This is a genomic window from Curtobacterium sp. UNCCL17, assembly GCF_000686685.1.
In the GTDB taxonomy this organism is placed as follows: domain Bacteria; phylum Actinomycetota; class Actinomycetes; order Actinomycetales; family Microbacteriaceae; genus Curtobacterium; species Curtobacterium flaccumfaciens.
In genome coordinates, this window is sequence record NZ_KK366002.1 from 54,163 (window position 1) to 66,086 (window position 11,924).

General features: G+C 68.0%; 12 protein-coding genes and 1 tRNA gene. 4 read left to right on the forward strand and 9 right to left on the reverse strand.

Features of this window, described 5'->3' with window-relative positions:
* Positions 1-51 precede the first annotated feature (51 nt).
* On the reverse strand, positions 52-879 hold the full coding sequence (gene nadE, locus BR70_RS0114035; protein WP_027466581.1) for an ammonia-dependent NAD(+) synthetase: 828 nt from the start codon (positions 877-879) through the stop codon (positions 52-54).
* Between the two features lie 452 nt (positions 880-1,331).
* Between nadE and BR70_RS0114045 the strand changes: the two genes are divergently transcribed.
* Together BR70_RS0114045 and BR70_RS21085 are read left to right on the forward strand one after the other, a co-directional pair.
* Complete coding sequence (locus tag BR70_RS0114045; protein ID WP_027466582.1) at positions 1,332-1,769, forward strand: MarR family winged helix-turn-helix transcriptional regulator; 438 nt, start codon at positions 1,332-1,334, stop codon at positions 1,767-1,769.
* Between the two features lie 240 nt (positions 1,770-2,009).
* A complete protein-coding gene (locus BR70_RS21085; RefSeq protein WP_035809216.1) occupies positions 2,010-3,437 on the forward strand; it encodes an MATE family efflux transporter in 1,428 nt (475 codons plus the stop codon).
* Between the two features lie 215 nt (positions 3,438-3,652).
* Here BR70_RS21085 and BR70_RS21090 read toward each other — a convergent pair whose 3' ends face one another.
* A complete protein-coding gene (locus tag BR70_RS21090; protein WP_035809218.1) occupies positions 3,653-4,264 on the reverse strand; it encodes a copper resistance CopC family protein in 612 nt (203 codons plus the stop codon).
* Positions 4,265-4,305: 41 nt separating this feature from the next.
* Complete coding sequence (locus BR70_RS23360) at positions 4,306-4,473, reverse strand: hypothetical protein (RefSeq protein ID WP_155896891.1); 168 nt, start codon at positions 4,471-4,473, stop codon at positions 4,306-4,308.
* Positions 4,474-4,695: 222 nt separating this feature from the next.
* Between BR70_RS23360 and BR70_RS0114065 the strand changes: the two genes are divergently transcribed.
* Positions 4,696-5,409, forward strand: a complete 714-nt coding sequence (locus tag BR70_RS0114065) for an alpha/beta hydrolase (RefSeq protein ID WP_027466583.1) — start codon at positions 4,696-4,698, stop codon at positions 5,407-5,409.
* 91 nt (positions 5,410-5,500) lie between these two features.
* Here the strand turns inward: BR70_RS0114065 and argG are convergent, their stop codons facing one another.
* Complete coding sequence (gene argG / locus BR70_RS0114070) at positions 5,501-6,943, reverse strand: argininosuccinate synthase (RefSeq protein ID WP_027466584.1); 1,443 nt, start codon at positions 6,941-6,943, stop codon at positions 5,501-5,503.
* Positions 6,944-7,143: 200 nt separating this feature from the next.
* Between argG and BR70_RS0114075 the strand changes: the two genes are divergently transcribed.
* On the forward strand, positions 7,144-7,509 hold the full coding sequence (locus tag BR70_RS0114075) for a hypothetical protein (RefSeq protein WP_027466585.1): 366 nt from the start codon (positions 7,144-7,146) through the stop codon (positions 7,507-7,509).
* Here the strand turns inward: BR70_RS0114075 and BR70_RS0114080 are convergent.
* From BR70_RS0114080 to BR70_RS0114100, 5 genes are all read right to left on the reverse strand, one after another.
* On the reverse strand, positions 7,506-7,976 hold the full coding sequence (locus BR70_RS0114080; RefSeq protein ID WP_027466586.1) for a hypothetical protein: 471 nt from the start codon (positions 7,974-7,976) through the stop codon (positions 7,506-7,508). The genes BR70_RS0114075 and BR70_RS0114080 overlap by 4 nt on opposite strands.
* 70 nt (positions 7,977-8,046) lie before the next feature.
* Positions 8,047-9,393: an SMODS domain-containing nucleotidyltransferase gene (locus BR70_RS21095; protein ID WP_051596966.1), complete on the reverse strand. Its 1,347-nt coding sequence runs from the start codon at positions 9,391-9,393 to the stop codon at positions 8,047-8,049.
* Positions 9,390-10,367, reverse strand: a complete 978-nt coding sequence (locus BR70_RS0114090) for a CBASS cGAMP-activated phospholipase (protein ID WP_051596967.1) — start codon at positions 10,365-10,367, stop codon at positions 9,390-9,392. Before BR70_RS0114090 ends, BR70_RS21095 begins: the two co-directional genes overlap by 4 nt.
* A 318-nt stretch (positions 10,368-10,685) precedes the next feature.
* A tRNA-Arg gene (locus BR70_RS0114095) sits at positions 10,686-10,760 on the reverse strand.
* A 13-nt stretch (positions 10,761-10,773) separates the two neighbouring features.
* Positions 10,774-11,877, reverse strand: a complete 1,104-nt coding sequence (locus BR70_RS0114100; RefSeq protein WP_027466588.1) for an epoxide hydrolase family protein — start codon at positions 11,875-11,877, stop codon at positions 10,774-10,776.
* Between the last annotated feature and the right edge of the window lie 47 nt (positions 11,878-11,924).

The window sequence follows — 11,924 nt, forward strand, 5'->3', positions numbered from 1 at the left end:
GCGGTGCAGGATCACCTGCACCGCGCCTCCCGTCCGGGGTTGCGTCAGCGCCTACGCGCCCGCACGCCACCACTCGTCGAAGGGCGTCGCCGGCACCTGGCGCTTGTGCTCCGTCGCGCGGTAGCGCGACTCGATCGCCTCGGCGACCTCGACCGGCACGTCGTGGCCCTGCAGGTAGGCGTCGATCTCGGCGTAGGTGAGTCCGAGGTTCGCCTCGTCGGTCTGCCCGGGCAGCTCGTCGAGCAGGTCGGCGGTGGGCGCCTTCTCGTACAGGCGGGCCGGTGCGCCGAGGTGCTCGAGCAGCTGCCGCCCCTGGCTCTTCGACAGCCCGGTGAGCGGGGTGAGGTCGACGCCGCCGTCGCCGTACTTGGTGAAGAAGCCCGTGACGGCCTCGGCCGCGTGGTCCGTGCCGACCACCAGCAGGCCGCGCTGCCCGGCGATCGCGTACTGGGCGACCATCCGCATGCGCGCCTTGACGTTGCCCTTCACGAAGTCACTCAGCTCGACGCCCGAGGCCGCGGTGTCCTCCATGACCCCGTCGACCCCGTGCTCGATGTTCACGGTGACACCCGGGTCGGCAGCGATGAACTGCAGGGCGAGCTGGGCGTCGTCCTCGTCGGCCTGCACCCGGTAGGGCATGCGGACGGTCGTCAACTCGGCCGGGTGCCCCTCGGCTCGGAGCGACTCGACCGCGAGCTGGGTCAAGCGGCCGGCCAGGGTGGAGTCCTGCCCGCCGCTGATGGCGAGGAGGTACCCCTTCGCCCCGGTCGTCAGCAGGTAGTCGCGCAGGAACCCGACACGACGGGCGACCTCCTGCTCCGGGTCGATGGTCGGCTGGACGTTGAGGTCCGCTGCGATGGCGGCTTGGAGTTCACGCACCACCCCAGTATCACGCCGATCCGGCTCCGTGGACCGGCGGGTTCCCGAAGACGTCGATCGGATCGACCGGGAGGTCCGGGGCGGCGGTGACCCGATCACCACCGCCCCGGGGATCCGCGACGACCCGAACGCGTCGCGGACCCGGTGAGGCGGACGCCGGTACCCGCCGGCGCCCGTCCTGGTCAGGCGCGACGAACTCGTCGCGCCGGGATCGCGGTGGGTGATCCGTGGTGTGGCACGATGCCTCCTGCTCCGACGGGGTCTCCGCCGCTGATCCGCCCCCGGTGGTGAGCCAGGGGATGTGGGGCCCGTCGAACGGGCCGGAGGCGGCTGGCGAGGCCGCTTGCTGTGGAAGGTATCAGGGTCCGGGCAGGACTCGACACCCCCGTTCTGGGGTCACGGTCGGGCTGGGTTCGTTGACAGTTTGATACCTAACAGTTAGAGTCCTGATCATGCAGGCACCGGACTTCACGACACCGCTCCAGCTCATGCGGTGGATCGGATGGGCACAGCGCAAGGGCGCCGAGGAGTGGGTCCGTGAGCGCGACCTCACCCACGAGCAGTCCTTCGTGCTCGGGTACCTACAGGAACACCCCGGCGCCATCCAGCGGGACATCGCCGAGGCCACCCGGACCAGCGCGGCCAGCGTCTCGAGTCTCCTGCAGGGGCTCGAGCGGCGTGGCCTGATCGAACGACGACCGGACGCCACGAACGGGCGGACGAAGACGGTGCACGCCACCCAGGCGGGCATCGACCTCATCGCCGGGTTCACCGACGCGATGGTCGCCCTCGACGACTCCCTGCTCGCACCGCTCGACGCGGACGAACGCGCCACCCTGCGGCGGCTGCTGCAGAAGGTGACCGCGGAACTCGCGCCGCCGACCCGCTAGCCGCACCACCCGCACCACCCGCACCAGCGCACCACCCGCGCCGCCGCACCGACCCGCTCCACGCACCACGCGCCTCCCGGCCGGATCCGCCGGCGCGCCCTCGCGATCCCGCGATCCCGCGCCCCCGCGATCTCGCGACCCCGCGACCCCGCGACCCCGCGACCCCATCGGTCGCGTGCTCCCCCCTGCCGTGCCGGCGTCCGTCGGCGCGCCCACCGTCATGCCCGGAAGGGAACCGTCATGTCCTCCACCACCACCGCTGCGGCGACGAACCGCTGGTACCTCTCCGCTGCCCCGATCGCCCGAGCCCTGGTGCACCTGTGCGTGCCGATGGCCGCCGCGATGGTCGTCAGCGCCCTGTACAACGTCATCAACGCGGGCTTCATCGGCGCCCAGCACGACACGTCCCTGCTCGCCGCGATCACCTTCGGCACGCCGCTGCTCGGCCTGGTGATGGCCGTGGGCGGGGTGTTCGGCGTCGGCGGCAGCGCCTTGATGTCCCGGTTGCTCGGAGCATCGGAACACGATCCCGACAAGGCGCGGGACATCAAGCACGTCGCCTCGTTCGCCCTGTGGGGAGCCGTGGTGACCGGCGCCGTGCTCGGCGTCGTCGGACTCCTGCTGCTCCGCCCGCTCGTCGCCGTCCTCGGTGCCGACGCGGCAGCGGTCCCCGCCACGAGCGAGTACGTCGCCGTGATGCTCGCGTTCGTCCCCGTCCTCGCCGCGTCCTTCGCGCTCGAGCAGATCGTCCGCTCCGAGGGTGCCGCGCGGCAGGCGATGATCGGCCTGGTCCTGTCCACGGTCGGCAACCTGGTGTTCGACGTCCTGTTCATCCTGGGGCTGCACTGGGGTGTCGGCGGCGCCGCACTCGCGGTGGGCCTGGCCAACGTGGTCTCGATCGCCTACTGGGTGACGTGGCTGCAGCGGAACAGCGAGAACGTCAGCTTCGCGCCCAAGTGGTTCACCCTGCGTGCGGACATCCTGAAGCCCGTGTTCGGCATCGGCGTCGGCGAGCTGCTGCAGTCCGCGTTCCTCATCGTCACGACACTCGTCCTCAACAACCTCGCCGCCGCCTACGGTGACGACCCGCTGGCAGCGATGGGCGTCGCGGTCCGCATCGCCCAGGTGCCGGAGTTCCTGGTGATGGGCGTGACCATCGGCGTGCTGCCACTGCTCGCCTACGCGTTCGGCGCGGGCGACGCCGATCGACTCCGCTCCGGCCTGCGCGCCGCGGCCCTGACCGTCGGCGGCATCGTGCTCGTCTTCTCCGGCACCGTGTTCGTGTTCCGCGAGCAGGTCTTCACGATCTTCTCCGGTGACCACTCGGTGCTCGCGATCGGCATGACGATCCTGACGGCACAGCTCGTCGCCGCCGTCGTCAACGGGTTCACGGGACTGCTCACCTCGCTGTTCCAGGCGACCGGGATGGTCATGCCCGCGATGGTGCTGTCGATGGCGCAGGGCGTGCTGTTCATCCCGATCGTGATCGCCGGCAACGTGTGGTTCGGGCTCGCCGGGATCATCTGGGCACTCACCGTCACCGAGGGCATCGTGTTCGTCGCCGCCGTCGTCCTCTGGCTGGCGACGCGGGGTCGCATCGCCCGAGGCCTGGCCGAGGGCAGCGCGGCACGCGCCGACGCCGCTCTGGAGGCCACCCCTGTGGCGTGAGGCGCGTCGCCCCCGGCGTCACGCACCACGTGCGGACGGGAGGCCCGCTGCCGGTCCGGCACCGGGCCTCCCGTCCGTCGCGTGGTCGCGTGACGTGCGCCGCGTGCGCTTCGTGCGTGCGCTTCGTGAGCAGGAACGGTCGGGTGCGCGCGTGCGACCCGACCGATTCTGCTCACGAAGTGCGCGACGCGACGCGACGCGGCGCCGCCCGCGCGCTACGCGCTGCGGCCGCGCCGCAGCAGCAGCACGACGACCGCGCCGGCCACCAGGACGGCCCCGGCGCCGAGGCCGATCCACACGCCCGGCGCGATGCCCGGCGACGAGGACGGAGCACCGTCCGAGGCTCCGGTGGCCGTCGCGGTGGCGCTCGGCGTGGGAGCGGTGCTCGCCGTCGGAGCGGGGCTCGGGGTCGGGGTGGCACTCGCGCTCGGGGTCGACGCCGGGGCTGCGGCCCGGTACTCGAACGCGAGCGTGCCCTCGATCGGGTGGCCGTCCGGCGACACGTACCGCCAGAGCACCGTGTAGCTGCCCTGGTCGAGGTCGACCGCGCGGCGCATGGTCGTCCCGGAGACCCTCACGTCACCCGTGGCGACGTCGGTGCCCGAAGCGTCGGTCACCTGGATCCGGAGTCCGGCGTCGAGGCCGGCGAGCGGCGCTTCCGAGAAGGTCAGGTCGACGGACTCGAGCGGTTCGGTGACGACCGCCCCGTCCGCCGGGGTACTGCCGGTCAGGGCCGAGTGGGCCGACGCGGGCTGGACACCGACGAGCGTCAGCAGTCCCGCCGCGACGATCGCCAGTGCCGCCGCCGTGGTTCGGGCTGTGCGCATGCGCAGACTCTACCGACGGCCGAGCGGCAGCCCGCTGGGGGTCAGAGCTGCTCGCCGAGGAAGTCCGCGTAGGTGGGCTCGTAGCGCGCTTCGCTGACGCTGACGAGCTGGTGGCCGGTTCCTTCGAGGCGTTCGGCGACGAGGGCGGCGAGGTCCTCGGGCGAACGGAGCCCGTGGCGGTGCCACGCGTTCTGGATGGTGGCGGTCATGGTGACCAGCCCTTCGTCGAGATGATGCGCATCTCGGATCCGCCCGGGTCGACCCGCTGTGCCAGACCCCACAGATCGTGAGGAGCATCGTGACGACGAGTCCCTGATGACTGACCCGGTACCGCAACGATACGGTCGGGCCGGATCGCCGTCGAGGCGGATGCGCTTCGCGGCTGACGGACGCGACGGACCGGCGACGCGGGTGCGCTGTAGCGTCGGCGCATGGAGATCCTCTTCGTCCACGGCGCGCTCGTCCGCGACGGCGACTGGTGGTGGCAGCCCACCGCCGACCTGCTGTTCGAACGCGCCGGTGTCCGCAGTCGATCGATGGCACTGCCGTCCTGCGGCGAGGGCCCGTCCGGCCGCCCCGAAGGCGGTCTCGCCGAGGACGCGGCAGCGCTCCGGGCCGCGCTCGACCGCAGCGACGGCGCGATCGTCGTCGGGCACTCGTACGGCGGCACGGTCGTCGCCGAGGCCGGTCAGCACGATGCTGTCGAGCACCTTGTCCACGCGTCGTCCTACCTGCCCGACGTCGGATCGGCGCAGGCCGGGATCATGTCGGACGAGCCCGACCCGGTGGCGATCGGTGATGCCGGGGACGGAGCCCTGGCACTGGTCGGGTACGACGCCTCGTCGTTCGGCGCGCGGTTCCTGCAGGACGCCGTCCCCGAGGTGCAGCGGGCTGCGTGGGACCGCGTCACCGCACAGTCCGCTGCCGCGTTCGTCACGCCGACGACCGCCGCGGGCTGGCAGGGCGTCGACTCCACCTACCTGGTCTGCACCGAGGACCGGAGCACCACCGTCGGCCTCCAGCGAGCGCACGCGGCACGGGCGACGCGGAGCGTCGACGTCCCCACCGGGCACCATCCCTTCATCACCCGACCCGACCTGGTCGTCGAGCAGCTCGAGCTGCTGCTCGGAAGCGCCGCGGCTTGAGACGTCGCGACGACGGACGGGAGGCCCGGTGCCAGCTGGCACCGGGCCTCCCGTCATCAGGGGGTCGCGCCCAGGGCGCGGGTCCGCTCGATCAGTCGGTGCCGGAGTCGAAGGCCGCGCCCTCGGACGCGAGGTCCGTGCGACGACCCATCGCGTCCTCGGCGTCGGAGGCGACGATCGCGCCGCCGAGGATCTCCTCGGCCTCGCCCGCCTCGAGCTCGCCGACGAGCTCGGCCGTCGCGCCACCGATGAGGCCGGCGGCGGCGTACTGCTCGAGCCGCGAACGGGAGTCCGCGATGTCGAGGTTGCGCATGGTGAGCTGGCCGATGCGGTCGTCCGGGCCGAAGGCGGCGTCGCCGACGCGCTCCATCGACAGCTTGTCCGGGTGGTACGACAGCGCCGGGCCCGTGGTGTCGAGGATCGTGTAGTCGTCACCGCGACGCAGGCGCAGCGTGACCTCGCCGGTGACGGCGGAGGCGACCCAGCGCTGCAGCGACTCGCGGAGCATGAGGGACTGCGGGTCGAGCCAGCGGCCCTCGTACATCAGGCGACCGAGACGGCGACCCTCGTTGTGGTACGAGGCGACCGTGTCCTCGTTGTGGATCGCGTTGAGCAGACGCTCGTAGGCGATGTGCAGCAGCGCCATGCCCGGAGCCTCGTAGATGCCGCGGCTCTTCGCTTCGATGATGCGGTTCTCGATCTGGTCGGACGCACCCAGGCCGTGGCGGCCGCCGATGGCGTTCGCCTCGTAGACCAGGGCGACCGCGTCCGTGTACTCGACGCCGTTGATCGCGACGGGGCGACCGGCCTCGAACCGGACGCTGACGATCTCGGTCGCGACCTCGACGTCGTCACGCCAGGCGGCGACACCCATGATCGGTTCGACGATGTCCAGGCCGCTCGACAGCTCTTCGAGGCTCTTCGCCTCGTGCGTCGCGCCCCAGATGTTCGCGTCCGTCGAGTACGCCTTCTCGGTGGAGTCGCGGTACGGGAACCCGCGGGCGACGAGCCACTCGCTCATCTCCTTGCGGCCGCCGAGCTCCTCGACGAACTCGGAGTCGAGCCACGGCTTGTAGACGCGCAGGCGCGGGTTGGCCATCAGGCCGTAGCGGTAGAACCGCTCGATGTCGTTGCCCTTGTAGGTGGAGCCGTCGCCCCAGATGTCGACGCCGTCTTCCTTCATCGCGCGGACGAGCATCGTGCCCGTCACCGCGCGGCCGAGCGGCGTCGTGTTGAAGTACGTCTTGCCACCGGAGCGGACGTGGAACGCACCCGTCTGCAGGGCGACCAGGCCTTCTTCGACCAGGGCGCTCTTCGCGTCGACCAGTCGGGCGATCTCGGCGCCGTACTCGTGGGCGCGGCTCGGGACGGCGTCGATGTCCGGCTCGTCGTACTGGCCGATGTCGGCCGTGTACGTGCAGGGGATCGCTCCCTTCTCGCGCATCCAGGCAACGGCGCAGGAGGTGTCGAGACCCCCTGAGAACGCGATGCCGACTCGTTCGCCGACGGGGAGACTGCTCAGGACCTTGGACACGGGTCAATCGTACGGGGCCAGCGGGCCCGACTACCGTCCGGGGCGACGGTTGTGGAGAACTCCACCGCCGGAGTGCGGCCTTCTGGTCGCGTGCTGGTGCCCCTGGACGGCACTGCAGGGACTCGAACCCCTTCGACCTGCTGGTGCACCGAAGCGAAGCGTTCGCAAACTATCGGACACCGGTAAGACGCTTGTCCGAGATGGCGCGTGACGGCCGGTTGGCCGAGGTGCTGTCCGGGCCCGTACGCCATGAGCCGAAGCAGAGGGAGCTCGCACAGCAACGGCGCCTCTCCCCCGCCGAGATCGACCGCCTCGCTGCGGAGTACTCGGCGGGCGCAGTGACCGTCCGGCAGCTGGCCGGCAAGTGGGGCGTCAGCCGAAACATCGTCCTGAAGCATCTGCGGAGCCGAGGGTTGGAGCTCGGACCGCAGCCGTTGACCCGCTCGGAGATCTTCCAAGCTCGAAGGTTCGCCAGCACGTGCATGTCGCTGAACGCGATCGGACGGGAGATCGGACGGGATCCGAAGACGGTGAAGGCGGCGCTGGCGGGAACGGATTCGGACTAGGCGGCCTCGTCGGCCTCGCGTCTGTTACGGTCGAGCCCGCCGAGCTCGAGGAACGTGCGGGCGAGCTTCCGCATGTCGATCCCCGGACGGACGACCGGAAAGACATGCACCCCAGCCCCTACCGACTCGACATCCGGTCCCGCCGCGGCGACGAGGTCTCGCGACAGCAGGAATCGGATGGCCGGCCAGTTCCCCGCGCCCACCATTCCTACATAGGCGGAGTGCAGGTTCGAGAGATGAGCCCGGTGCTTTCCGACGCGGTTCGGAAGCGAAGGCTCCCGTCTCGACGCCTCAGCGATGTGCGCGAGGACCTGCTCGTCGGAAAGGTCGACCGAGGGTGCGTAGAAGCGGTGGATCTCCCATTGGGCGACAGGAGGAACCAGGGCAAAGAACTGGGGCGCCTCGAGCCAGAGCAACGCGAGCAGCGACTTGCGGACCAGGTGCGCCTCAGGACCGATTCGTGCCATGCCGTCCGATCATCTGTCGTCAGGATGAGCTTCGACGAGCCAGAACGCAAGCGTAAGCGTGCTGATCTGGCTAGATGATCCTTACCTCCTGATGGTCCGTAGCGACACACACTCCGTCCTTGACCAGGTAAACTTCGACGTAATGGCGACCCCGATATGCAGTCGGTTCGTTACGGCGAAGTGTCCCCTCGTCGAGAAAGACCTGCCCGCGGATGCAATTGGCCTTGATCGCTTCGGCCCCCGTGTTCCGCACTTTCCAGTAGACGTCCACCTTCCCAGTAGCGTTATGGGTGACCCGGAACCTAATCGTCGATCCCCGCAAAACGACGTTCCCACTTTTCGTGAGAACCCGGTCGCGGAAGCCTTGCCGCCTCGCCGTTTGACCGGCAATTCGAATCCGATGCTCTCCGTCGAGCCGAGTGCGGATCCCCCATTTTCCTTCGAGCGTCTCCTCGGTGTTTTTAACCCCGGCCAAACCGAGGTGCGCGGCGCTGGCCTTCTTCAGTTCCGTGTCAAATGTGGCGAACTTGTCGCCGAATAGACGGCGCCATTTCGCTTTCGACTGTTCGAGGTCGGTCTCGTCATAGGCCTCGTCGACCCAGCCGCGGTACGTGTGAATCCGGTTCCGGAAATTCTCGTACTTTTCCTGGGTCCACCGGTGATTGAAGTTCTGCGAGGGCTCGCTCGGATCGTCGATGCTTGGCATCACCTCGTTGTCCTGGAGGTAGTCGTCGAGCGATCCGATGATGCTCTTCAGCGCGCTAGGCACGTCCTTGTACTGCGAATCGTCTCCCCACGCGGCCGCGTCGTTCACACTGTTGCCAAGAAGGATCGAGAGAATGACCGACTTGCAGTCGAAGGTATTTTTGAAATCCCGAAGATACTTCATGAGACGGATTACCTTGACGAGGCGTCCGCTGGCCAGACGATTCTTTCCGTCCAGCCACTCGTTGTAACCCTCGGGATTCGTCAGTTCGAACAAGTTTTCGTCGCGGTTCGTGATGTAGTGCTCGCCGTGACGCTCCATGTACGGAACGACGTCAATATGGAACGCATTCGCGTAATCGACTTTCACGCACCGAGCGTGTCGGCTCACCATATCTCGGTATGTCGCGCTCGAACGAAAGACCGTGTAGAGCTCCTGCACGTAGTCCTCCGCCTCCCACCCTTCAACTTCGTCCATTTCGAGGAGGAGGTCGGCGTCAAACTCGTCGTTCTGCTGGACGGGATTGATTATCGTCCGGTGCGCGTAGCTGCCCTGCGGAAGCACATCAATGAAGTTCTCCGCGAACTGGTCTTCGCCGGTCTGCAAAAAATTCGTGATCGCGGCAACTCGCTCGTTGAGTTGAGTGATCCGGGCGTCGCTCAGATTCACCTTGTTGGCAAGAAAGGCATCGAAGTGCTTTACGAGCTTCATTTCGTCTCCTGTTCCGAAATCAGCGACCGAACGGGGACGAACGGTTCAGCAGGCGAGTCGAAGAAAGTTTTGCGAAGGAGCGGAAGCTGGGTCCGGGCATAATCGGCGCCGAGCGCCCTGAGCTCCGGAATCCCCGCGATGTCGTCGAGCGCGTACTGCCGTTCATCCACAGACGGTGACACACGAACCACACGCTCGTGCCCCAACAGTAGCATCGCCGTACCTATCGATGCGGACGACTGTCCTGCCATGAAGACCTTCACAATGCGCTTCGCCCAGTAGTTGAGCAAGCCGAGTCGTCGCGAACGGCTCGCCTTGAAGTTCGCCGGCGAATCGGTACACCCTACAGCGAGCAGGTCGACGTCACCCTTCCTCCACTCAAGCAGTCCAATTGCCTCAACAGCGCCAGTGCCCATGGGGTTGTTCGCCCACATTCCCCCGTCAACCAACGGAACCCCGTTGGACAGGCGGTGCGTCGGAAAGTACGTCGGGGCCGCAGCGGTCGCCATCGCAACATCGACGGCCTTCATCTTGTAGTCGCGTTCGAAGCGCTCGTGATGGGCGGTCTTGAACACGTTCACGGCGCCTGTGGAAAGGTTCAGGGATGGAATCACGAGACGGGTGACGCTTTCGCCGAGCAGTCGGTCACCAAGGACTTCCTCGAGAGCCTTCCTGAGCGGGGCTGGGTCGTATTTGGCCGCAAGGACCTGCTTCAGCATGCCCACCTTTTTGCCGCCGCGGAAGATCAGCGGGCCCTTCTCTTCATAGAAGGCGAGCACATCCTTCGCCGGAATGCCTAGCCCAAGGGCGATCGCGATAATTCCACCAGTCGAGGTACCGACGATGAGGTCGAAGTAAGATCCGATCGGCTGATCGAGCTCGCTCTCCAAATCTGCAAGAAAGGCGGCAGGAAATACTCCTTTGATACCTCCGCCGTCGATAGTGAGGACTCGCCGTGGAGTGTGTTCGTTCATATCTGTACTCATTGCTCTCCTACTTATGCGCTGTCAGGTTGATTTTTGCAAGCACCACCGACATTTCCCCGCAACGGTGGGTCGTCTGACCAATATTTCATAGTCGTGTGAACGACATCACCGATACATACCCCAGGGTGACGTCAGCGCCGAGACGCCCTCAAACCAGATACCGGCGCAAAAAGCCTTATGGGAGACTAACTTTCCGACAGGGGTCGTCTACACGGCTCGCCGCGTCATAGAAATGAAAAAGTCCGATACGGCCTGGCCGATCGGACTATCCGGACCCCTGCAATAAGGGATACGTATTCATAATATTGGTGCCCCTGGAGGGACTCGAACCCCCAACCGTTTCCTTAGGACGGAACTGCTCTTCCATTGAGCTACAGAGGCTGGCGCGTCCACTCTAGCGGCGGAAGCCCTGGAGGAACGCGTGCAGTTCGTCGACGAACAGGTCGGGCTGCTCGAACGGCGCGAAGTGCCCACCGCGGTCGAGTTCGTGGTGGAACACCAGGTTCGTGGTGCGCTCGAGCCACTCGCGCGGCGCCCGCACGATGTCGCCGGGGAAGATCGAGAACCCGGACGGCACCTCCACCCGTCGTTCCAGCTGCTCCGCCGGGATCGCCGCGTTCGCGTGGTACATCCGCATCGCCGAGCCGATCGTGCCCGTGGCCCAGTACTCGGTGAGCAGCGCCAGCACCTCGTCGCGCGTGTAGACCGACCACGGGTCCCCGTCGCAGTCGCTCCACGCCCGGAGCTTCTCGAGGATCCAGGCGGCGAGCCCCGCGGGCGAGTCGTTCAGCCCGACGGCGGCGGTCTGCGGCTTCGTGCGGTGCAGCATCGCGTAGGCGCCCTCGGCGGTGCGCCACCGATCGGTCGCGGCGACGAACTCCCGCTCGGCGGCGGACAACGTCGACGGATCGAGGCCCGGCCAGGCGAGCCCGCCGTCGATGCGGTGCACGGCGACGACCCGGTCTGGGTGGTCGAGTGCCAGGTAGCGGGCGACGTGCGTGCCGATGTCGCCACCGGACACCGCGAACAGCTCGTACCCGAGGTCCGTCATCAGCGTCGCCCACATGCCGGCCACCTGCCGGGCGTCGAGCACCTGCGGCGGTGCATCCGAGAACCCGTAGCCGGGCATGTCCGGCACGACGACGTCGTACCCGGCGGCGACGAGCATCGGCAGCACCTTGCGGTACCGCCAGCCGGAGTCCGGCCAGCCGTGCGCGAGCAGGACCGGCAGGGCGTCGGACCGCTCGGCACGGGCGTGGAGCACGTGGATCCCGATGCCGTCCACGACGGCACGGCGCGAGGGCAGCGCGGCGAGCTCGGCGCGGTGTGCGTCGAAGTCGAACCCGTCGGCCCAGTACTCGACGAGCGGGCGCAGGACGTCGAGGTCCACGCCGAGCGACCAGCCGACCCCGGCGGGCGCGTCCGGCCAGCGCGTGGCACGCAGCCGAGCGCGCAGGTCGTCGATGGTCGCGTCGTCGATGTGCGGTGTCTCGCCCATGCCGGCGACGCTAGTCAGCGCCACCGACGAACGGAAGACCGCAGACC

Excerpts from the sequence above, each read along its gene's own strand:
- BR70_RS21085 (WP_035809216.1), top strand. The coding sequence starts at position 2,010 with ATGTCCTCCACCACCACCGCTGCGGCGACGAACCGCTGGTACCTCTCC.
- BR70_RS23360 (WP_155896891.1), bottom strand. The coding sequence starts at position 4,473 with ATGACCGCCACCATCCAGAACGCGTGGCACCGCCACGGGCTCCGTTCG.
- BR70_RS0114100 (WP_027466588.1), bottom strand. The coding sequence starts at position 11,877 with ATGGGCGAGACACCGCACATCGACGACGCGACCATCGACGACCTGCGC.
- BR70_RS0114090 (WP_051596967.1), bottom strand. The coding sequence starts at position 10,367 with ATGAACGAACACACTCCACGGCGAGTCCTCACTATCGACGGCGGAGGT.
- BR70_RS0114045 (WP_027466582.1), top strand. The coding sequence starts at position 1,332 with ATGCAGGCACCGGACTTCACGACACCGCTCCAGCTCATGCGGTGGATC.
- BR70_RS0114080 (WP_027466586.1), bottom strand. The coding sequence starts at position 7,976 with ATGGCACGAATCGGTCCTGAGGCGCACCTGGTCCGCAAGTCGCTGCTC.
- BR70_RS21095 (WP_051596966.1), bottom strand. The coding sequence starts at position 9,393 with ATGAAGCTCGTAAAGCACTTCGATGCCTTTCTTGCCAACAAGGTGAAT.
- BR70_RS21090 (WP_035809218.1), bottom strand. The coding sequence starts at position 4,264 with ATGCGCACAGCCCGAACCACGGCGGCGGCACTGGCGATCGTCGCGGCG.
- BR70_RS0114065 (WP_027466583.1), top strand. The coding sequence starts at position 4,696 with ATGGAGATCCTCTTCGTCCACGGCGCGCTCGTCCGCGACGGCGACTGG.
- BR70_RS0114075 (WP_027466585.1), top strand. The coding sequence starts at position 7,144 with ATGGCGCGTGACGGCCGGTTGGCCGAGGTGCTGTCCGGGCCCGTACGC.